Source organism: Rosettibacter primus, from assembly GCF_036860675.1.
GTDB lineage: Bacteria > Bacteroidota > Ignavibacteria > Ignavibacteriales > Melioribacteraceae > Rosettibacter > Rosettibacter primus.
In genome coordinates this window covers 251,898-273,358 of record NZ_JAYKGK010000002.1, presented here as the reverse complement: position 1 = coordinate 273,358, position 21,461 = coordinate 251,898, and the positions used below count along the sequence as shown (strand labels likewise).

18 protein-coding genes are annotated in these 21,461 nt (G+C 29.8%); 14 read left to right on the top strand and 4 right to left on the bottom strand.

All coding sequences use genetic code 11. The annotated features are described in order from the left end of the window. The first annotated feature begins 229 nt into the window (after positions 1–229). The 5 genes from cysS (at position 230) to rsgA (ending at position 6,103) form a co-directional block, all read left to right on the top strand. A complete protein-coding gene (gene cysS, locus VJY32_RS04335) occupies positions 230–1,645 on the top strand; it encodes a cysteine--tRNA ligase (protein WP_353676662.1) in 1,416 nt (471 codons plus the stop codon). An 80-nt stretch (positions 1,646–1,725) separates the two neighbouring features. Next, the gene (locus VJY32_RS04330; RefSeq protein WP_353676661.1) at positions 1,726–2,502 is read left to right on the top strand and encodes a hypothetical protein; all 777 of its coding nucleotides are present in this window, start codon (positions 1,726–1,728) and stop codon (positions 2,500–2,502) included. Between the two features lie 131 nt (positions 2,503–2,633). Next, positions 2,634–3,548 carry a hypothetical protein gene (locus tag VJY32_RS04325; protein WP_353676660.1) on the top strand — a complete coding sequence of 305 codons (915 nt, stop codon included), beginning with the start codon at positions 2,634–2,636 and terminating at the stop codon, positions 3,546–3,548. 36 nt (positions 3,549–3,584) lie between these two features. Beyond that, positions 3,585–5,030, top strand: coding sequence for an OmpP1/FadL family transporter (locus tag VJY32_RS04320; RefSeq protein ID WP_353676659.1), 1,446 nt, complete (start codon positions 3,585–3,587; stop codon positions 5,028–5,030). 116 nt (positions 5,031–5,146) lie between these two features. Further along, entirely contained in the window at positions 5,147–6,103 is a 957-nt protein-coding gene (gene rsgA, locus VJY32_RS04315; RefSeq protein ID WP_353676757.1) for a ribosome small subunit-dependent GTPase A, read from the top strand. On the opposite strand, the gene VJY32_RS04310 is transcribed toward rsgA, so the two are convergent. Continuing rightward, a complete protein-coding gene (locus tag VJY32_RS04310) occupies positions 6,089–6,994 on the bottom strand; it encodes an ATP-grasp domain-containing protein (protein WP_353676658.1) in 906 nt (301 codons plus the stop codon). The two genes, rsgA and VJY32_RS04310, sit on opposite strands and share 15 nt — an antisense overlap. Positions 6,995–7,315: 321 nt before the next feature. Between VJY32_RS04310 and VJY32_RS04305 the strand changes: the two genes are divergently transcribed. From VJY32_RS04305 to VJY32_RS04290, 4 genes are read left to right on the top strand one after another with little or no spacing between them, the layout of a single operon-like run. Further along, positions 7,316–9,106: a tetratricopeptide repeat protein gene (locus tag VJY32_RS04305; protein ID WP_353676657.1), complete on the top strand. Its 1,791-nt coding sequence runs from the start codon at positions 7,316–7,318 to the stop codon at positions 9,104–9,106. Further along, positions 9,103–9,885, top strand: coding sequence for a lipoprotein insertase outer membrane protein LolB1 (gene lolB1 / locus VJY32_RS04300; protein WP_353676656.1), 783 nt, complete (start codon positions 9,103–9,105; stop codon positions 9,883–9,885). The genes VJY32_RS04305 and lolB1 overlap by 4 nt, the downstream gene beginning before the upstream one ends. After that, positions 9,879–11,087, top strand: coding sequence for a murein hydrolase activator EnvC family protein (locus tag VJY32_RS04295; RefSeq protein WP_353676655.1), 1,209 nt, complete (start codon positions 9,879–9,881; stop codon positions 11,085–11,087). The genes lolB1 and VJY32_RS04295 overlap by 7 nt, the downstream gene beginning before the upstream one ends. Positions 11,088–11,134: 47 nt before the next feature. After that, positions 11,135–12,478 (top strand): hypothetical protein, encoded by a 1,344-nt coding sequence (locus VJY32_RS04290; RefSeq protein WP_353676654.1) that lies wholly within the window; start codon positions 11,135–11,137, stop codon positions 12,476–12,478. Between the two features lie 10 nt (positions 12,479–12,488). Here the strand turns inward: VJY32_RS04290 and VJY32_RS04285 are convergent, their stop codons facing one another. Then, on the bottom strand, positions 12,489–13,139 hold the full coding sequence (locus VJY32_RS04285; RefSeq protein WP_353676653.1) for an HAD family hydrolase: 651 nt from the start codon (positions 13,137–13,139) through the stop codon (positions 12,489–12,491). Between the two features lie 3 nt (positions 13,140–13,142). After that, a complete protein-coding gene (locus VJY32_RS04280) occupies positions 13,143–14,951 on the bottom strand; it encodes an outer membrane protein assembly factor BamB family protein (protein WP_353676652.1) in 1,809 nt (602 codons plus the stop codon). A gap of 160 nt (positions 14,952–15,111) precedes the next feature. Here VJY32_RS04280 and lepA point away from each other — a divergent pair, with 160 nt between their 5' ends. From lepA to VJY32_RS04255, 5 genes are read left to right on the top strand one after another with little or no spacing between them, the layout of a single operon-like run. Beyond that, complete coding sequence (gene lepA / locus VJY32_RS04275) at positions 15,112–16,905, top strand: translation elongation factor 4 (RefSeq protein ID WP_353676651.1); 1,794 nt, start codon at positions 15,112–15,114, stop codon at positions 16,903–16,905. A gap of 29 nt (positions 16,906–16,934) precedes the next feature. Next, the gene (lepB, locus tag VJY32_RS04270; RefSeq protein ID WP_353676650.1) at positions 16,935–17,840 is read left to right on the top strand and encodes a signal peptidase I; all 906 of its coding nucleotides are present in this window, start codon (positions 16,935–16,937) and stop codon (positions 17,838–17,840) included. Between the two features lie 41 nt (positions 17,841–17,881). After that, positions 17,882–19,912 (top strand): S8 family serine peptidase, encoded by a 2,031-nt coding sequence (locus VJY32_RS04265; RefSeq protein WP_353676649.1) that lies wholly within the window; start codon positions 17,882–17,884, stop codon positions 19,910–19,912. A gap of 6 nt (positions 19,913–19,918) precedes the next feature. Then, positions 19,919–20,560 carry an O-methyltransferase gene (locus tag VJY32_RS04260; RefSeq protein WP_353676648.1) on the top strand — a complete coding sequence of 214 codons (642 nt, stop codon included), beginning with the start codon at positions 19,919–19,921 and terminating at the stop codon, positions 20,558–20,560. Then, the gene (locus VJY32_RS04255; RefSeq protein ID WP_353676647.1) at positions 20,560–20,979 is read left to right on the top strand and encodes a hypothetical protein; all 420 of its coding nucleotides are present in this window, start codon (positions 20,560–20,562) and stop codon (positions 20,977–20,979) included. The genes VJY32_RS04260 and VJY32_RS04255 overlap by 1 nt, the downstream gene beginning before the upstream one ends. A 50-nt stretch (positions 20,980–21,029) precedes the next feature. Here VJY32_RS04255 and VJY32_RS04250 read toward each other — a convergent pair whose 3' ends face one another. Beyond that, entirely contained in the window at positions 21,030–21,458 is a 429-nt protein-coding gene (locus VJY32_RS04250; protein WP_353676646.1) for an RrF2 family transcriptional regulator, read from the bottom strand. Positions 21,459–21,461: the final 3 nt, after the last annotated feature.

Genomic DNA, 21,461 nt, shown 5'->3' with positions numbered 1-21,461 from the left:
TTCCTCCTTTGATTAAGAAGTTAAATTAAATAACCAAATTTTCAAGTTATTAAGATATCTTTGTTTTTTTTCTTTATTAAAATATAAAATAGAACAAAGATGTCAAAGTCTAATTTTATTTTTTGTTTAATTATCTTTTTATCGTATTTTATACCAAATTTCATTCCATAATTAAATTTGTATAAACTGTGCACTATTTGTATATTTTTTCCCAAATTTTGGAATAATAATGTTAATCTATAATACTTTTTCTAAAATTAAAGAAGAATTCATTCCGGTCAACCCGCCTAATGTAACCTTTTATGTTTGTGGTCCAACAGTATATGATTATTTTCATATTGGAAATGCTCGATCTTTTATCATGGCAGATATTATAAGGAGGTATCTTGAGTATAAAGGTTTTAATGTAGATTTCGTTATGAATATTACTGATATAGATGATAAAATTATTAATAAGTCAAAAGAAAATAATAAATCAACAGAAGAAATAGCTAAATTTTTTACCAGCGCATTTTATGAAGATATTCAAAAATTAAGAATTAAACCTGCAGTTAAAAACCCTCGTGCTACTGAATCAATACAAGATGTTATTGAAATGATAAAGATACTGGAAGAAAAAGGTTATGCCTATAATGTTGATGGTAATGTTTATTACGATATAACAAAATTTAAGGATTATGGAAAACTGAGCGGTAAGAATATTGAAGAGCTTGAAGCTGGTTCACGAGTTGAAGTTAATGAATCCAAAAGAAATCCACTTGATTTTGTTTTATGGAAAAAAGCAAAAGAAGGCGAACCAAGCTGGGATAGTCCATGGGGAAAAGGTAGACCCGGCTGGCATATTGAATGTTCTGCGATGAGTTGTAAACATTTGGGTAAAACAATTGATATTCATGCTGGAGGTAATGATTTAATTTTTCCACATCATGAAAATGAAATAGCACAGAGTGAAGCAGCTAATGAAGTAAAATTTGTAAAATACTGGATTCATTTTGGCTTTCTTACAATTCATTATGAGAAGATGTCAAAATCTCTTGGCAATTTCTTTACTGCGCGAGAAATTCTTTCAAAATATTCGGCAGAAGCAATTAGACTTTTCTTTGCACAAACACATTATCGAGGTCCCCTAAACTTTAGTGAAGAACTGCTTTCGGCGGCTGAAAAAGGAGTTGAAAAAATTAAAAATCTTGCTGAGAAAGTTGAAATGGAACTCCAAAAGCCAGTAACTGGTGAAATTTCTCAGCAGTTTGATTTTAAAAAATATTATGAAGAATTTGAAAAAGTAATGGACGATGATTTCAATACACCGCAAGCGGTTGCAGTAATTTTTGATTTTGTGAAGAATGTAAATAAATTAATTTCAGAAAATGAAAAAATAAATTCTGAATTTTATAATAATGTAAAAGAATTTCTTAAAGATACAGCCGAAAATGTTCTGGGCATAATTCATTTTGATTCATTGTATGAAAATAAAAAATCGGAAGTAATCGAAGATAAATTAATAGAACTATTAATTAATGTTAGACTTGCATTAAAAAAAGAAAAAAATTATGCACTGTCAGATTTTATTAGAGATGAATTAAATAAACTTGGAATTATACTTCAGGATAGCAAAGAGGGAACTACATTCAAAAGGAAAAAGTAAATCCAACAAATCAAAAAAATATTTAGTTATTAAGAAAAAAATGTAGTATTATTTATACTAAAAATTGTAAAGATAAAGTTATGAAGAAAAATATTTTTCTCTGCTTTCTTTTTTTAACGACATTATCAGTCAAAATATTATCTCAGGGCACTTCTGGTACTGATGCAAAATATGAATGCAGAAATTTAATTGATATCCCTACAGCAGGTGTTCTCGATAAAGGTGTTGTTGGAGTATCATTAGATATGATGCCTCTTGGAGTAGTTATTTCAAAAATTGAAGTTGGTGTGTTTGATAATTTTAGTATTGGAATATCTTACGGAGGTAGTAACATAATTGGACAGGGAAAAATTGATTGGTATAAATTGCCGGCCGTAAATGTTCGTATAAGATTAATTGACGAAACTGTAACTTCACCCGCTGTAACATTTGGCTTTGATTCTCAAGGTAAAGGAACTTTTAACAAAGATTTAAATAGATATCAAATAAAATCTACTGGATTTTTTGCAGCAGCATCAAAAAATTTTGAATTCTTTGGTTACTTAAGTTTGCATGGCTCAGTAAATTATTCTCTGGAAAGAGACGATAACGATAAAGACTTAAATTTAGCTATTGGTTTTGAAAAAACAATTGGTAAAAAAATATCATTAGTCTGCGAATATGATTTTGCAGTAAATGATAATACTGGATTATCACTCGGTAGTGGAAATGGCTATTTAAATATGGGTTTGAGATGGTCTGCAGCTGATGGATTTACAATAGGAATTAATCTCAGAGATTTACTTGATAATAAAAAGTTTAACAGTAGTAGAGCTGATAGAGGTATTGTAGTTGAATATGTAAAATCGATTTTCTAAGTGTTCTATAAATCGAACATATAAGTTCATAAAAATATACAATAAATTTATTAGTCCTTTCTTTTTAGCATTTCTTTTAAACTTATTGAGGCATAATTTTTGTCAAAGAAATTGAAAAAGGGGTGTAGAAAATGAAAACCTTAGTTAAAATATTGTTATTGATTCCATTGTTGACTTTAGGGGGGTGTTATACACAGTTAGCTCTTCGCGATAGTTACGACTATGATGATGAATATACTTATCAAGAACAAGAAGATACAACATATACAGATAATCGCGGAGAAGTAAATATTTATAATTATTATTATGATGGATTCTATCCTCGTTACAGAAGATATTACTGGGGGTATTATCCAAGCTGGAGCATAACAATCGGAACATATTATGACCCGTTCTGGTGGGATGTTTACTATCCATATGTGCCATGGTGGTATTATCCATATCCTTATAGTTATTGGGTTTATTATGATTACTGGTATTATCCAAATTACTGGCATTATGGCTATTCACATTCTGGAGTTTATAAATACAGAAATACTTATACAAGATTGAGAGATACTGATGGTGGAAGAAGTGGTGATATACGGAATAGAGGAGATAGTTATCGCAATGGAAGAACAAGCATAATTGATAGCAGAAGCGGTGTAAGCAAACCAGCAGATGTTGACTTAAGTAGAACAGGAGTATCTCGGACTAAGGGTAATAGTTCGGGTACACTTTCGAAAGAAGGTGCAAATACAAATATTGAAAGAAAACGGGAAAGAAGTGAAACAAGAATAAAATATCCAGTAGAAGCAACAAGAGATAGAGAGACAAGAGAACGAAAAAGTGAAGGCGGCAGAGGTAATTCATCAGAAAGGGAAAGAAGTAGTTCTGATAATAGCAGCTCAGGAAGATCATCACAACCAAGTTATACACCGCCACCAAGTGAATCAAGAGCTCCAGCTCCATCGTATAATCCTCCACCGAGATCAAGTTCTGGTAGTGGTTCTACGAGAGGAAGTGATGGAGGACGCTCAGGTGGTGATAGTGGAAGAAGAAGATAAAAATTCTCTATTAAAAACTTATTGCTGGAGATTGATATGAAGAAAATATTTGTAATTGTCTTAGTCTGCTTGATATTAAATGCATTGAACTATGCACAAAATTTTAAAGATGCTTTACGATTAACAGAACCAGAAATATTAACAAGTGCTAAAGCACTTTCTCTGGGAAATGCTTATACAGCTTTGAGTAATGATTTTTCGGCATCCTTATTTAATCCTGCTGGATTTGGTTTAATAAAGAAATCAGAATTTTCAGGTTCACTTTCTTATAACTCTTTTAATAATTCAACTACTTTTTTCAATAAAGAATTAGATTATTCAAATAGCAATACGAAATTAAACGAGTTTGGTTTTACTGTTCCTATGCCAACAAGAAGAGGCAGTTTAGTATTTGCACTTGGTTATAATCAGTTAAAAGATTTTAACTATACCATGAAGTTTGATGGATATAATCCCAATAACAATTCATTAATTCAGGATCTTACAAATTATAATGATGATATTGCATATGAGCTTGCATTAAGCTACCCTGTTTATAATAAATCTAATAAATATCTTTATGATACTACTTTAATAAACGGAAAATTAAACCAAAGTGGTAAAATTACACAAGAAGGAGGTTTACACAGTTGGTCATTTTCAGGTGCTGTAGAAATTCAAAAAGATGTTTTTGTTGGTGCAACTTTGAATATTATTAACGGAGATTTTAAACGTGACCGTCAATACTGGGAAGATGATGTTAATGATTATTATAATATTAATTTACTTTTAGATCCTATAGAACCGGCTACTCGTGATTTTCAAACTTTTTATATCAATGATATTATACGCTGGGATGTTTCAGGATGGAATTTGAATTTTGGATTATTGACAAGAATTAATGATAAACTGAACATTGGTTTTTCTGTTAAAACCCCGCGTAAATTCACAATTAAAGAAACTTACTTTGTTGATGCATATAGTGATTTTGCTCAAACAAGATTCACATTAAATCCTCCTGTAGAAAACAGAACTGAATATAAAATTAATACTCCTTATGAATTCTCCTTAGGAGCAGCAATTAATGAAAACAATTTATTGATAAGTTTCGATGCAAAGTTTATTGACTATACTCAAATGGAATTTAAAAGCGGATTAGATGTTAGAGACATTGAAAATAACAACAGGGATATCAAAGAATTATTCAGACAGGTAATAAATCTACATGCAGGATTAGAATTCGAGATTCCATATATAAATCTTGCCTTAAGAGGTGGTTTTATGATTTTACCTTCACCTTATAAAGATGACCCTTCAGAGTATGACAAAAAATTTATTACAGTAGGACTGGGCTTAAATCCAAATCGTAATCTATCATTTAATCTTACTTATGCTTTTGGATGGTGGAAAGACATAGGTGATAATTATGGCACAAATCTTTCGAGAACTTATCAAGATATAACAAGAAATAATTTTATTGCAGGAATAAGATATAATTTTTAATACACACCCCGCTTGGTTAATGCTCCCCACAAAAAGCATCTTAGAAATAAGATGCTTTTTGTTTTTAATAATTTCATAAGATAGATTTGTAAGACAAAATTTAAAGGAGGTGTTTTATTAAAGGAATAATTTTCAAGATAGAAAGTAAAAATTATTATGTTCTTGATGAAAATGATAAAGAAATAAGATGTTTTTTAAGAGGGAAATTTCAAAAAGAATTTTCTATTAAAAAAGATAAGTTGGTTACACTTGATATTGCCGCAGTTGGTGATATAGTAGAATTTATTTTGAACAAAGATGGAACAGGTGTAATAACAGAAATCAAACCACGAAGAAATAAAATATCAAGAAAAGCTCCAAGAATTAAAGGAGCAAGCATAAGAGGAGAAAGATTAGAACAAATTATTGCTGCTAATGTTGATAATTTAATTATTGTTTCAAGCTGGATTAATCCTAAATTTAATAATCGGTTGATTGATAGAATGATTGTTGTTGCAGAAAGTTCTTCGGTTGAACCAGTAATTGTAATTAATAAAATTGATCTTGATAGTATTAACGAAAGAAAAAAATGGGTTAATCTTTATAAACAAATTGGTTACAATGTTTTTGAAACAAGCACAATAAATAACTTAGGTCTCGATGAATTAAAAAAATTTTTAAAGGAAAAAACTAATTTGTTCTGGGGACATTCAGGTGTTGGAAAGTCAAGCTTATTGAACCTGCTTTATCCAGGCCTCAATCTTAAGGTAAGCGAAATTAGTAATTATACTTTGAAAGGAAAACATACAACGGTAACTGTATTAATGAAAAAAGTAGATGATAATACTTTTGTTATTGATACACCAGGAATCAGAGAGATTGACCCTTATGGAATAAAAAAGGAAGATTTGTGTCATTACTTCAAAGATTTTAAGGAATTTATTTACAATTGTAAATTTAATACATGCACTCATCATCATGAACCTGATTGTGCTGTTGTAAAAGCATGTAATGAAGGAAAAATTAATGAAGATAGATATAAAAGTTATTTAAACATCTTAGAGACTATCGAAGAAGATTTATTTTTTGAGTAATAGAACTTTCTTTTTCATTTGTTCTATAAACTGAATAATTACTTCATCGGGCACACCATCATGATGTTTTGATTTTAATCTCATGTCGCATTGGTCATTGATGTAATCAATTAAAACAAATTTATTTTTTCTTGTTAATGCAATTTCAGTTGAGAAGTAATCAATTCTTGTAATTTTTGATAATCTTTTGGTTATTCGATGCAATGGTTGAAGATGATACTTTTTAATCTGTTCATAAGTAATTGATTCATAAACATGAGTATGGTCATCCCACCAAGTTGGAATAACTTTATTAAAAGCCCAGAATACTCTGAACCATGCCCTTTTTCCGCTTAATGTTTTAGGATAAATTTTTTCCTGAATTAAAAATTCCTCAGTTTGATTTTTAATTCTTTCTTTTTGAATCTGTGAAATTGTGGTTGCATCAACTTCAACTCCTTCACCACCACCTGTTTCAATTGCAGGCTTAATTATAAATGGAATACCAAGTTCTTCTAAATCTTTTTCATTTATGTTGAGATTGTGATTGTAATAATAAGGAGGCAATAGAATAGTTTTTGGCAAATTAAAATTTTTCTTTGAAAGCAATTTGTGCATGTAAGATTTATTTGTAAACTTATGAACTTTTTTATGAGGATTAATTATATAGGTTTTTCTTTTTGATAAGATTGAGGCAATTGGTTCGAAATCCGAATCAACATCTGAAGCGCGGTCTAAATAAGCTCTAAAGTGTAGCTGTTTTGATTTTAATGAATTGATAACTTCAAAAACATTATAATTGCTGATTATAAAAGTTGAAAATCCATCCTTCTGAAATATGAATTCGATTAGTTCGACAAACTCTATATCATATTCCCATGTGTAAGATATTGCCAGATCAAATGTATTCATAACTTAAAAATATTTTTTACAATATTAATATAATAGCTTTTATTAAATTAATATTGCAAGCTCACATCTATCTATGATTTTTAATAATATGAAAATAAAATCGAAAAGTATAAAATTTTATTTGGTGATTATTTAAAATCATGGTTGTTGAATTTTAGTATAATTCATTTGCATTTTATTTTAAGCATATATAGAATCTTGTAGAACTTTTCTTTCTTACAATTACATCTTGGTTTTTATTAATTTCGATATGTTTCTATCTAACTTACTTGTTAATCAATACTTGATAAACTATATTTTGAATAAAATTAAATGGTGATTATGAAATATTTATTTTCCTTATTGAGCTTACTCGTATTTTTAAGTTGTTCTTCTGATATAATTAAAAAGCCTTTACCAGCTTCTTCCATTAAAGTTGATTATGAAAAATTAGCTGTAGAAAAATTTATTAATGGTTCTATTCAGGAGATAAAAGGGAATATACAGGAAGCAATTAATGAATATTCTGCAGCATTAAATTATGCTGATAAACCCGGAATACACTATGCACTCGCAAAAAATTATTACAGAATTAATAAATTAGCACTTGCATTACAGCATGCAAGAAAAGCAGCTCTGCTTGAACCTGATAATAAAGAATTTCTTTTCCTTCTTGCTTCTGTTTATAATTCCTCTCATCTTGAAGATTCTTCGATATCGGTTTATGAAAAAATAATTTCACTGGATTCAACTGACGCAAAAGCTTATTTTCAACTTGCGCAGCTTTATGAGAAAAATAGACCAAAGTATGCACTCACGATTTATAAAAAGCTTATTGATATGATAGGACCTGAGTGGAATGTGCTGATTAATATGATTGAGTTAAATGAGAGACTTGGCAATATTGAAGAGTCCATTAGCATGCTTGAAGAGTTAGTCAAACTTAATCCTTCGGATTTGGAATTGCAGAAGTTATTGATTGATGCTTACATTAAAACAAAAAATTATGATAAGGCATTAAAAACCTGCGATGAATCTTTAATAAGTTATCCTGATGAAATTGGTCTTCTTGAACTTAAGGGGAATATATTTATTCAACAGGATAGGTGGAATGATGCAGCTTTAGTATATGAAAAAATTTTTGAAAATAAAGAAAGCGATTTTAACACAAAACTCAGAATTGCATCTTTATTTATGATGGCTTCAGAAAAAGATTCAACTAATCTTTTTACAGCAAAAAAGTTTTTTGAAAAATTAAACATTGATTCTACTGATTGGCAGATAAATGCTTCTCTTGGTGAAATCGAAATTAAGTTAAAGAATGATTCATCAGCTATTGAGTATTTTAAGAAAGCTGCATCACTTGCAGAATGGAATTCGCAATTGTGGATTAGATTAGGAGGACTATTATTCGATAAACGAAAATACTCAGATGTAATTTCTTTGCTCTCTGAGGCTGTTGAAAAATTTCCAAATGACTTTGCAATTAATTTGATATACGGATTATCATTATCACAAAATAATCAACATCAAAAAGCAAAAATTTATCTCGAACGTGCAGTAAATATTAATCCAGATGATATTACATCTTTAACAGCATATGGTTATACTCTCAATCAATTAAAAGATGAAAATGGGGCTCTAAAAATTCTTAATAAAGCTTTATCAATTGACCCCAAAAATATTGACATAATTGGCATGGCTGCTTTGATATATGATTCTCAAAAAAATTTTGAAAAATCAGATTCTCTTTATAACGAAGCACTGAAAATTGATTCGACAAATGCATTGATATTGAACAATTATGCATATTCTCTTGCTGAAAGAGGAATTAAATTGGAAGAGGCATTAAGAATGTCGAAAAAAGCAGTTGAAAAAGAGCCAAAGAATGCTTCCTATCTTGATACAATAGGGTGGATTTATTATCAACTCGGAGATTATAAAACAGCAAAAAAATATATTGAAGATTCTATCAAACAGGATTCAAAAAGTGCTACTATAACAGACCATCTTGGTGATGTTTATTTTAAACTTGGTAATAAAGAAAAAGCAAAAGAACTCTGGAAAAAAGCACTTGAACTTGAACCATCAAATGAAAAAATTATTCAAAAATTAGAAAAAGGTGAATTGTGAAAAGGAAATATTTTTATTTACTTCTTTTAATAATATTATCAATATTGTCAGCATGTGCTCCAACTAAAACAATTGAGAAAGAACTGCTTATTTCTCCTGACAGACTGGTAATAAAATTAGAAGCCAATCGTAGAAAAATAAAAAGCTTTGCAGGCAGTGGTATTATAAATGTTCAGAATAAAGAATTAAATGCAAAAAGTAATTTCGAAGTAAATTTAAAAAAGCCTGATTCCCTGAGAGTTGATTTTTTTGGCCCTTTTGGAATTGAACTTGCACAAGCTGTAATTTCTTCTAATGGTTTTTTGTTTTATGATGTAATTAATAACAAAATTTATAAGGGGAATTTAAGAGATGATGTTTTGCAGAAAATCTTAAAAGTAAACTTATCCTTGAGTGATGTAATTGATGCATTAACTGGTTCTGTAAATTTAACCGATAAGTTGAGAAAGGAACCTGATAAATTTGAATATGAAAATAAGTTTTACAAATTAACTTATGTTGATTCAGTTAATTCATTGGAGAAAGTTTATCTTGTTAAAGCAGATGACCTTTCAATTTCAGAAAGTATTATACAAAATCTTAATGGAGAAAAATTGCTCGAAGGGAGATTTTCTAATTTTAAAATGTTTGATAATGTCCCTGTCCCATATGAAATAAGAATAAATGACTTTAGAAACAATCAACAGCTCAAAATTGAATACAGAAACATAAATGTTAATAAAGAACTGCCAAATTTATATATAGAAATACCCGATGACGCAAAAATTTTAGAATGGTAAAACAATTTATTAAAATAATTTTTGTCATTCTTTTGCTATCATGCCTTTCATTTTCTCAAAAGAAGGACAGCATTTCTATTAGGAACAAACAACTCGAACAGATTAAGAAAGAAATTGAATTATTAGAAAAAGAATTAAGTAATAAATCAAAAAAAGAAAAGGAAAGTCTTGAATTTTTAGAGAGAAGCAGCAGACAAAGTTTGTTAATACAGAAATTTATAAATAATCTTATAGCCGAAGAAAATCTGAAGTCAGCAGAAATTCAAAAAACAGAAGAAAAGATAGCAGAAATTGAAAATAAGATTTCTCTCCTCAAGCAAAAATATTCACGTTATATAGTTTGGGTTTATAAAAACAGAAACACTTCTACATTGAAATATTTAATTGGGTCAAGTTCAATTGGAGAGATGCTTAAGAGATACAAATATTTGAAATTCATTACAGAACAAAATGAAAAAGATTTAAAACTGCTTTCATTGAGTAAAACGAATTTAGCAAAATATAAAAATCAGCTTCAGCATGAAAAAGAACAGAAAGAAATGCTTGTTTCACAAAAACTTGAAGAACAGAAAAAACTTGCATTGCTGCAAGCAGAGCGGAAACAATTGATTGTTTCATTAAGAAGGGATAAGAAAATTATAGAAGAAGAAATCGACTCGAAAAGAAAAGCTGAGATTGAAATTAAGAATTTAATTTTCAACTTGATTGAAAAAGAAAGAATAAACAAAGCCAAGCAGCTTGAGGAAAGAACAAAGAATAAAGTTGTTAAACCTGTTCTTGATTACACCAAGTTTGAAAATTTTGATAGATTGAAAGGGAAGTTGTTGTGGCCTGTTAAAGCAGGCAAAATAGCACGGAAATTTGGGGAAAATAAAAATGAGAAATTAAATACAATTACTTTGAATTATGGAGTAGATATTGCAACAAAATCTCAGCAGGAAATTATTGCTGTTGCCGAGGGAATAGTTTCTACGATAGAATGGATTCCAGGTTATGGAAGCGTAATTATTTTAACTCACAATAATGAATATCGTACTGTGTATGGACATGTTGGAGATATTAAAGTTAAAGAAGGGGATATAATTAAAGCTGGAACTGTAATCGGCAGAGTAAGCGAAAGTCTTGAAGGAAACATTTTACATTTCGAAATATGGAATGAAAGAAATTATCAAAATCCAGAACTGTGGCTTGCTAAAAGATGATAGCTGATTCAAAAATATAATTTCAACAACAAATCTCATGAGAGTTTATGAAAAATAATTACAAATTACTCATAATGATTTTTTTGTTTTTACCTGATATTGTTCATTGTCAGTTTGAACGATTAAATCAAAACGAAGCAATGCTTGGAGGAAGCTTTGGTTTGACATGGATAGATGGAAGACCTCACTATGCATTTCGCATTTTTCCAGAAATTCAGTTCTCAAAAGTTGGAATTGGGTTGGATTTGAATTTAGAGTTTACACCTGAAGGAAAAATTCGCAAAGAAAATTTTAACGAGTTTTCAGATTATCTGAGCATAATTCGTTATATACGATATGGTAAAAAACATGACCCTCTTTATTTTAGAATTGGTGCTCTCGATTATGCAACATTGGGACATGGAAGCATAATGTATCTCTACAACAATAGTCCAGCTTTTGACACAAGAAAAATTGGAACTGAGTTCGATATTGATTTTAATAATTTCGGATTTGAATCTGTCTATGGAAATTTTGGCCAATCAGGCGTTATGGGATTAAGAGGTTACATTAGACCAATTCGATTTACAGAATTATCATCTGTTCCTATACTTGGAAATCTTGAACTTGGTGCAACATTAACTACGGATTCAGATGAAAAGAGCGGAATAATTGCAGGCGATTATAATTCTTACAATAATACTTTTCTACCATTGATTGATGAAGGAAAAATAACAATTGTAGGACTGGATGTAGGACTTCCTTTGTTAAGAACAAACTTACTTGATTTCGATGTTTACTTTGACCATTCAAAAATTATAAAATTTGGAAGTGGTTCAGCTCTGGGTTTAATTGCTGATTTTAAAGGATTGAGTTTAATTTCATTGAAAGCAAAATTAGAAAGAAGATTCAATGGTAAAATGTATTTACCTTCATACTTCAATTCTCTATATGAAATTGAAAGATTTAGAATTGATAAATCAACTGGAATTGTAATTAGTAAAATTCAAAAACTAAAATCTGCAAATGAAGGTAACGGTTACTTTGGAGAACTGCTTCTTAATTTTTTGGGAGCTTATAATATTCTTGGCAGTTTTCAAAAACTGGATAAAATGCCGGAAAGCGGAATACTTCATCTTTGGACAATCATAGATTTAGAAAATTTGCCATATCTATTTCGTGCAGGTTATGATAAAATGCAGATAAAAAATTTTGCTGATATTTTTAAAATGGATAATCGTTCTTATCTCTTTGCAGAATTTGGTTATAAAATTCAAAAATACTTTCTGTTATCTGTAGTTTATTCATGGACTTACACACCGTTGAGAGATAAAACTGATAACATAATTGGATATAAACCACAAAAGAAAATAGAACCAAGATTATCGTTCATTTATCCAGTTGGGATTTAGAATTGGTTTATTATTGAATATTTTCTTCAATGAACTTTTTAAATTCCTCTACAGAATAAAAAATAAAATCGGCTTCTGCATTTGAGTATTTACTTCTTGAAAATTCATCCCATAGCACAAGAGCACATTTTATTCCAGCATTTCTCGATGCAATAACATCCGTATTGGTATCGCCAACCATCAAAACATTTTCTGGTTTAAGATTAAATACGTTCAAAAATTTTATTATTCCTTCGGGGGCAGGTTTGTGTTCTTTAACATCATCTCCCGTAACAATTAAATCAAAATAATCATGAAGTTTAATTGCTTTTAATGTTATTATCGAAGTATCTCTTCCTTTTCCGGTAAAAATTCCAAGTGGAATTTTTTTGCTTTTTATTAACTTTATTATTTCTTCTAATCCAGGAAAAATATCTGCCATTTCTTCATGCTGGGATTCATAAAAATCGTAATAATCTTTTCTGGCTTTTTCATAATTATCTTTCATCCATTCTTTTAAAATTACATCTTCAGTCGGTCCAAACAACGCAATAATTTCTTCAGTAGTTAATCTTTTGTTGTGATATTTTTTTATTACATGATTAAAACTTTCAAATATCAAATCGTGTGTGGATGCTAGTGTTCCATCAATATCGAATATTATTCCTTCAAAGTTTTTCAATTTTTACCTCGTTTTAAATATTACAATTGTTCCATCAATATTTGATGTCAAATATTTATTTGAAGATATTTTTTCTACTGGATGAATTGGCGCAGTGCCTAAATATAAATTTTTTACTGAATTGAATTTTGAATCGAAATAATTAATAAATCCATTTCCGCTCCAGAATATTTTATTATCAATTTCAACAGGAGTAGAGAAAGAATTCAAAAAGTTTATATCAGTTTTAATTTTTCTTTCGATTTTTCCTTTATCAGCAGAAATTATCATAAATTCATTGTTTTGTGATTCTGCAAAAATCATTTTTTTGTTTTCAGATAAACCAAAGTTCTGAAAAAACTGATTGTTAATTTTCCAGTCAAGCTTACCCAACAATAAATTAACAGCATAAAGTATACCTTCCTGAGAAATAACAAAAACTTTTTTCCCATCACTTAATAATTGAGAATAAGAAAGGTCTGTATTTGCTTTTTCTTTCCATCTCCATATTGTAATTCCATTTCGAGCATCGATGCAATAAAGAAAGCCATCTCGACTTGTATAAAAAATTTTATTATCTACATACAATAAATTAGAGCTTATCATTTCTTTGCAGTAGTTATTTGACCAATATTCTTGGAGAGTTTCTAAATCGTAACAATAAACTTTTCCACTTGAAGTGCCAAAAACTACTGCTGTGGTTGATTGTGAAAGTTTTGGAATCATTAATTCTTTATCGCCGTTGTAATTAATAGCAAGTAAATCTGTAGTTATGTAGTCTTCGAAACCAATCGATTGAAATTGTTCGCCGGAAATTGCACTTAATGAAATTAAATCTCCCTGAAAAGTTGCAGTTGCAATCATCATATCTGCAATTATTGGTTTTCCAATAATATTTCCATTTGCATCAAATTCCCATTTTACTTTGCCAGTAGTATCAATACAGCTGATTAAACCAGAATAATCAAAAGTATAAATTTTATTGTTCCAGTAACTGCACGATTTTAACATTGTTGAGTTTAAATTAATGCTAAGCAAAATATCAGAATTAATTGCTTGTAGTTTATCGATATCAATTTTTTCTTTTGGGATATCGATTGTTTTATCAAAAGCAGTAATGATTTTTTTTGTATTATCAAAAATTTTTACCGAGTCATCTGAAATTTCTATAAGGACAAAATCAAAAATTTTTTTATTTGTGTGTTGTGATGATTGGACATCGAGTATAGAATAACCATGTAAATTTCTTAATTCTGTCTTTGTGGCATTCCCATTTATCATCAACTTTAAATTCTTTCCCGATAAATTGGTAAGCAAAGTTTTCCAGTTGTCTACTTTAACATCAAATTGAACGGGGGAGAAAAAATAAATTTCATCACTTAATTTTAGTGTATCTAAAGTTTCATTTAACCAGTTGATATTTTCTGTAATGTAATGATAATAATTCGTTAAAGGAATAATGGGACTTAATCCTATAAAGATTTTGTTATTGAATCGTATTGCAAATTTATCATCGTAATTATCCTGAAAATATGTCCAGCCTTTTGCATCCTTAATATCATTCAAAGCAGGTAAAAGGAAATAAGGTTTTTCAAGTTTATTAAGCAAGGATTTAAGTATTAAAAATTCTTTTTCAGAGCCGGATAAAGTTAAATTTCCAGCGATAATTAAGAAATCAAGATTTTCAATTTTATTAATCTTTGATATGGTAGAATCGAAAATTGAATTATTTCCGCTTTTATCAATTAATGGAGCTGAGAAAAAAGCAAAGTTAACTCTTTGAGCAAAACTTATGCTATAAATCAAGCATAAAATTATAAATAGTTTTTTCATATTATAATTACATCATTAATTAATCATTTACAAAATTAGTAAAACAAGAAATGATAATGAATCTTTATAATGCCTAATTAAGAATATTTATCTGTCACTTTGTTTAAATTGTAAATCCTTTACCTTCTTTATATATTTGCCACTAAATTTTTAATTGAGTATGCAAAACATTCGCAATTTCTGCATAATTGCTCACATAGATCATGGCAAGTCAACATTAGCAGATGGTTTATTAGAATTTACTCATACAGTATCAGAGCGCGAAGCAAAAGAGCAGCTTCTTGATAGCCTTGACCTTGAAAGAGAGCGTGGGATAACTATTAAGTCTCATGCTATACAGATGGAATATAATGCTCAGGATGGGCAAACTTACATATTAAATTTAATCGATACCCCTGGACATGTAGACTTTTCTTATGAAGTTTCACGCTCACTTGCTGCCTGCGAAGGTGCAATTCTTGTAGTTGATGCTGCCCAAGGTGTTGAAGCTCAAACTATTTCAAATCTTTATATGGCAGTTGATGCAGGTTTGGAAATAATCCCTGTCATCAATAAGATTGATTTACCGAGTGCAATGATTGATACTGTAAAGCAACAGATTATTGATTTAATTGGTTGTAAGGAAGAAGAAATTATTTTAGCAAGTGCAAAAACAAGAATTGGAATAGATAAAATTCTTGAAGCGATAGTTAAAAGAATTCCGCCGCCAAGTGGTTCAGAAGATGCACCACTTCAAGCTCTGATATTTGATTCTGTATTTGATTCTTATCGAGGTGCAGTTGCTTATATCCGTGTATTCAATGGAATAATAAAAGAACGTGATGAAATTACTTTTTTTGCAAACGGCAAAAAATATATTGCTGAAGAAATTGGCATACTTCGATTAAATAGAATTAGAACAGGAGAACTTAGAACCGGCAATGTAGGATATTTAATTGCTGGAGTTAAAGAATTGCGAGATACAAAAGTTGGTGATACAATTACTCATGTTAAGAATGGTGCAGAAAAACCATTGCCTGGTTATAAAGAAATTAAGCCAATGGTCTTTAGTGGTTTATATCCTACAAATTCAGACGATTATGAAAGTTTAAGAGATGCTCTTGAAAAATACAGACTTAATGATTCATCAATTACATTTACTCCAGAAACTTCTGCTGCCCTTGGTTTTGGATTTAGATGTGGATTTCTGGGAATGCTTCATATGGAAATTGTACAGGAAAGACTTGAAAGAGAATTTAATCAGTCCATTGTAACAACTTTACCAAATGTTGAATACTGGGTTTATAAAAGAAATGGTGAAAAAGTAATTGTTGATAATCCTGCCGAAATGCCACCACAGGGAGAAATAGAACACATTGAAGAGCCTTATGTTAAAGCTCAAATTGTTACTCCAAGTGAATATATTGGTAACTTAATGCAGCTTGCAATTGAAAAAAGAGGAGTTTATTTGAATACTACTTATATCGACCCAAAGCGAGCAGATTTGTCATTTGAGTTCCCTCTTTCAGAAATTATTTTTGATTTTTATGATAAATTAAAGTCAATATCTCGCGGTTATGCTTCTTTTGATTATGAGTTAATAGGTTATAGACAATCTGATTTAGTCAAACTCGATATATTGCTAAATGGCGAAAAAGTTGATGCTCTTTCAATTATTGTGCATGAAAAAAAAGCTTATAACTGGGGACTAAAAATTTGTTCAAAACTCAAAGAGCTTATACCACGTCAAATGTTTGAAATTGCGATACAAGCTGCTATTGGCAGCAAAGTTATTTCAAGAACAAATATTAAACCTTTGAGAAAAAATGTTCTTGCAAAATGTTATGGCGGGGATGTAACACGCAAAAGAAAATTACTGGAAAAACAGAAGGAAGGGAAAAAAAGAATGAAACAGGTTGGCAATGTTGAAATTCCTCAGGAAGCATTTTTAGCTGTACTTCAAATTGAAGATTAATAATTTTTTCGAATAACAATTGGTTGAATATGTCATCACAAAAAAAAGAAAAAACAAAAACACCGCAGAAAACACCCGCACAAAAATTTTGGGAATTTATTAAAAATTTATTGTTCGCCGCATTTGCTGCTCTTCTGATTAAAACATTTTTAATAGAAACTTCGCGAGTCCCTACTGGTTCAATGGAAAAAACGATTCTGGTAGGCGACTTTCTTTTTGTTAATAAATTTATTTATGGTTCTACTTCTCCTCGAACTATTCCATTTACAAATATTGCTTTACCTTATTTCCAGCTGCCAGCAATAAGAGAACCAAGAAGAGGTGATATCGTTGTTTTCGAATATCCTGGAGACCGTGATGAATTAAAACCCGTAGAAATTAATAATTATGTAAAAAGATGTATTGGAATTCCCGGCGATACAATTGAAATAATTGATAAAGTGGTTTTTGTTAATGGGAAAGAAGCATGGATTCCACCTCATATTCAATATTTAAATCCATATGTTACTCCAAAAGGTGTTCCTAATCCAAGAATTTTTCCAAAAGGGGCTAATTTCAATGAAGATAATTATGGACCTATTGTTGTCCCTAAAAAGGGGGATGTAATTCCTTTAAATCTGGAAAATGTTGAACAATGGAGAACAATTATAGACCGTGAATTTGGAAGAAGAGTTGTTACAGTTGAAGGCAATCAAGTCTTTATTGATGGCAAACCTGTTAATTCATATACAATTAAAAAAGATTATTATTTTATGATGGGTGATAATCGCGATGATAGTGCAGATAGCAGATTTTGGGGTTTTGTGCCTCGTGATAAAATTGTTGGACAAGCATTTTTAATTTACTGGTCATGGGACCCAAGCATTCCATTTTCTGATTTCTTTAGACTTCTTGGCTCTGTTAGATTAAATAGAATTGCAAAATTAGTTCACTAAGTTTGGTTATGATATAAAAAAATTAATTTTCTTTTATAATAATGAAATATTTTCTTACAATAATTTTTTTATTGATTTTAATTATTACAACTTCTGCTCAAACAAAGTATTTTATTTACTTTAAAGACAAAGGCATTCCTGAATCACATCTTCTCAAAAAAAATTCTCAATTGTTTTTGCAAGTTGAAAAGGAACTTTCTCAAAAATCTATCGAGCGAAGAAAAGCAGTTAATGGAAATGATAATTACATAACTTATGAAGATTTACCTGTAAACAAAGAATACATTCAACAATTAGAAAACTTGGGTATTAAAATTATTCATACTTTGAAGTGGTTTAATGCAGTTTCATGTTTTTTAAGTGATGAACAAAAAAATAAAGTTGAAAAATTATCTTTTGTAAAGAGTGTTGAAAAGGTTAAACTACTTAAGCGTATTGAACCTATAGAACATGAACAAAAGAATTTCCATCAAGTTTTAGAAAAATCAAATTATTTATTGAATTATGGTCCATCATTAAAACAAAATTTACTTTCAGAAATTCCAGCTGTTCACGAGCTTGGAATTAATGGCAGTGGTGTTTTAATAGGATTACTTGATACTGGATTTAGATGGAAGAATCACCCTGCTTTGAAAAATGCAAAAGTGATAGCAGAAAGAGATTTTATACAAAATGATAACTTAACCGAAAATGATTCTACAAAAGATGATGCACCGAATCAAGATAGACATGGAACCGCGGTATTTTCAATTATAGGTGGATTTGATAATGGAAATTTAATAGGACCGGCATATGGTGCAGAGTTTCTTTTAGCAAAAACTGAATATATACCAACTGAAACTCATGTTGAAGAAGATAATTATGCTGCTGCATTAGAGTGGATGGAAGCACAAGGAGTTGATATTACAAGCAGTTCTATTGGATATAATACATTTGATACTGGATACTCGTACACTTTTCAAGATATGAATGGTAATTCAACAATTGTTGCAAAAGCAGTTAATCTTGCATTTCAAAGAGGTGTTTCAACATTTACAGCGGCAGGTAACGAAGGAAATTCTGACTGGGGAGCAAAATATGGTGATAATAAATATGGAAAGATAGTTTCTCCTGCAGATGCATTTAATATTATTTCAGTAGGTGCAGTAGATACAAGCAATAAGGTAAAAATATTTAGCAGTCGAGGTCCAACTTTTGACGGAAGAATCAAACCTGAAATTGTAGCTCAAGGTTCATATGTTTACTTTGCATTAGCAGGAGGAGGCTATGGTTTTGGAAACGGAACTTCTTATGCCACTCCAATTGCTGCTGGAATAGCCGCACTTCTTAAATCTGCTTATCCTCATTTAACAAATTATCAAATTCGCCAGATTATGCTGGAAAGCAGTGATAATGCAATTCAACCGGATAATCATAGAGGTTATGGCTTAATTTCTGCTCGAAGAGCAATTTCATTTCCAAATCTTGAAAGAAAAGATAATCAATTTATATTAAATAAAATTTTTGTTGATTCTACTCTCAATAAATCGAAGCCTGTTATTATTTACTATAAAATTGAAAATGAGAATTATCAATCCGCTCAAATGGATTTTGATGGTCATTTGAAGTATAAATTTATTCTTCCTGCTTTTTCATTGGGCAAAAAAGTAAGTTTCTATTTTTCTTATGAAAATAAAAATGGGAAAATACGTGAACCTCAAATAGGCTCATATGAATTTAATTACGGCTCTTTATTAATTCACTATAATGTTTACAGTGTTGAAGATACAACAAATATCGAAGAACCCATTCCATTTAAATATTATTTGTATAATAATTATCCTAATCCTTTTAATAATTTAACAAGGATTGAATTTTATTCTATTGACAATGCCTACGCAGAGTTGATTATTTTTGATTTCCTCGGTCAAAAAATTAAAACTCTTTTTGCTGGTAATGCTTCGATTGGTAAAAATATTTTTTACTGGAATGGAAAAAATGATGAAGGTAAAAATGTTGCAAGTGGAGCATATTTTTGTGTATTAAGAATAAATGATAATATTTTTACAAATAAAATGGTCTATTTGAAATAGTATATTATGAATAAAATAATTTATGAAAAACAAATAAAATATCTGGAATCTCTTCGCAATGTTCATGATCCTATAATTAAAGAAATGGAAGAATTTGCAAAAGCTAACAATATTCCTATTCTTGATTGGAAAGCTGCGGAGTTTTTGGAACAATTAATTTTAATGCTTAGACCAAAACGTGTTCTCGAAATTGGAACTGCTATAGCTTACTCTTCAATTAGAATAGCAAGAAGACTTAGAAAGAAAGCTGTGCTTGATACAATAGAAAAAAGTCTTGATAATATTTCTCTTGCGGGTAAATTTATTGAAAAAGCCGGATTAGAATCTAAAATTAATTTGATTGAAGGAGATGCACTCGATATTCTTCCATCTCTTACGAAAAAGTATGACTTGATATTTTTAGATGCCGATAAACAGGATTATGAAAAATTGTTTTATTATTCATTGGTGTTATTGAAAAAGCACGGAGTAATTTTTATAGATAATTTACTCTGGCATGGATATGTGGCATCAAATATAGTCCCGGCTTCTTATAAAAATTCTGCTAAAATTATTCGAGAATTTAATAAACTATTTTTGAACCATAATTCCCTTCAAAGTACAATTTTACCAATTGGTGATGGAATTGGTTTAGGAGTTAAATTATAATGGATTATAAATTAGAATCAGAGAAAATTTGCAACGCAGTAGAAGATTTAGCTAAGGGAAAACTTAAAAACAAAGAAGATTTACTGCGAATTATAGAGCTTGCATTAAGCACAGATAAAATGAACAAACTTGAAGAACTTGCCTTTCTTGCCAAATTTTCGCAGGGAGTTTTAAGAATCATTCAAAATAGAGATAATTCTATTGAAGATGAATATTTTAATTCATTAAAAAATGAATACTTAAAAAGTATTCAAGAAATAAAAGCTATTTTGGAAAATCTGCTCGAAGGTGCAAGTCAATTTTTGAAGACAATTTATGAAGAAAAATTTTTACAGCTGACAATGCAAAGTATGAATTCTCTGAATGATTTATGCAGTGATTTGGTCTATTTGAAATATTACTTTAATGATAATAAATAAAGAGGTTGCTTAAAAGTCACTGTTTCCTTTCAAACAACCTCTAAGTGTTCTTATTTGTGCTTGCTTAATGTTTCGGCATACTTTTCTGCTACTTCCTGCACAGATTTGCTTGATATCAAATTATAAATTCTGTTTCTTAAATCTGCCCATTCATCGTGAAGTGGACATGGATTTTCTTCTGAGCATTCTTTCAAACCAGTAACACATTTTAAGTTAATTACAGGTCCTTCAACTCTTTCCACAATTTCGAGTATTGAGCTTTTCTTGGCAAGCTCAGTTATTCTGAATCCTCCTCCTCTCCCTTTGAATGAATCAACATATCCATACTTTGCCATTCTTTGTAAAATTTTAGCAAGATAGTGAGCAGGAATATCCTCGCTTTTAGCAATTTCAGAAGACATAATTAATTTTTCTTTTGGCTGTCGTGCCAAAAATAAAATTGCTCTAATAGCATATTCGCCAGTTTTAGTGTATATCATACT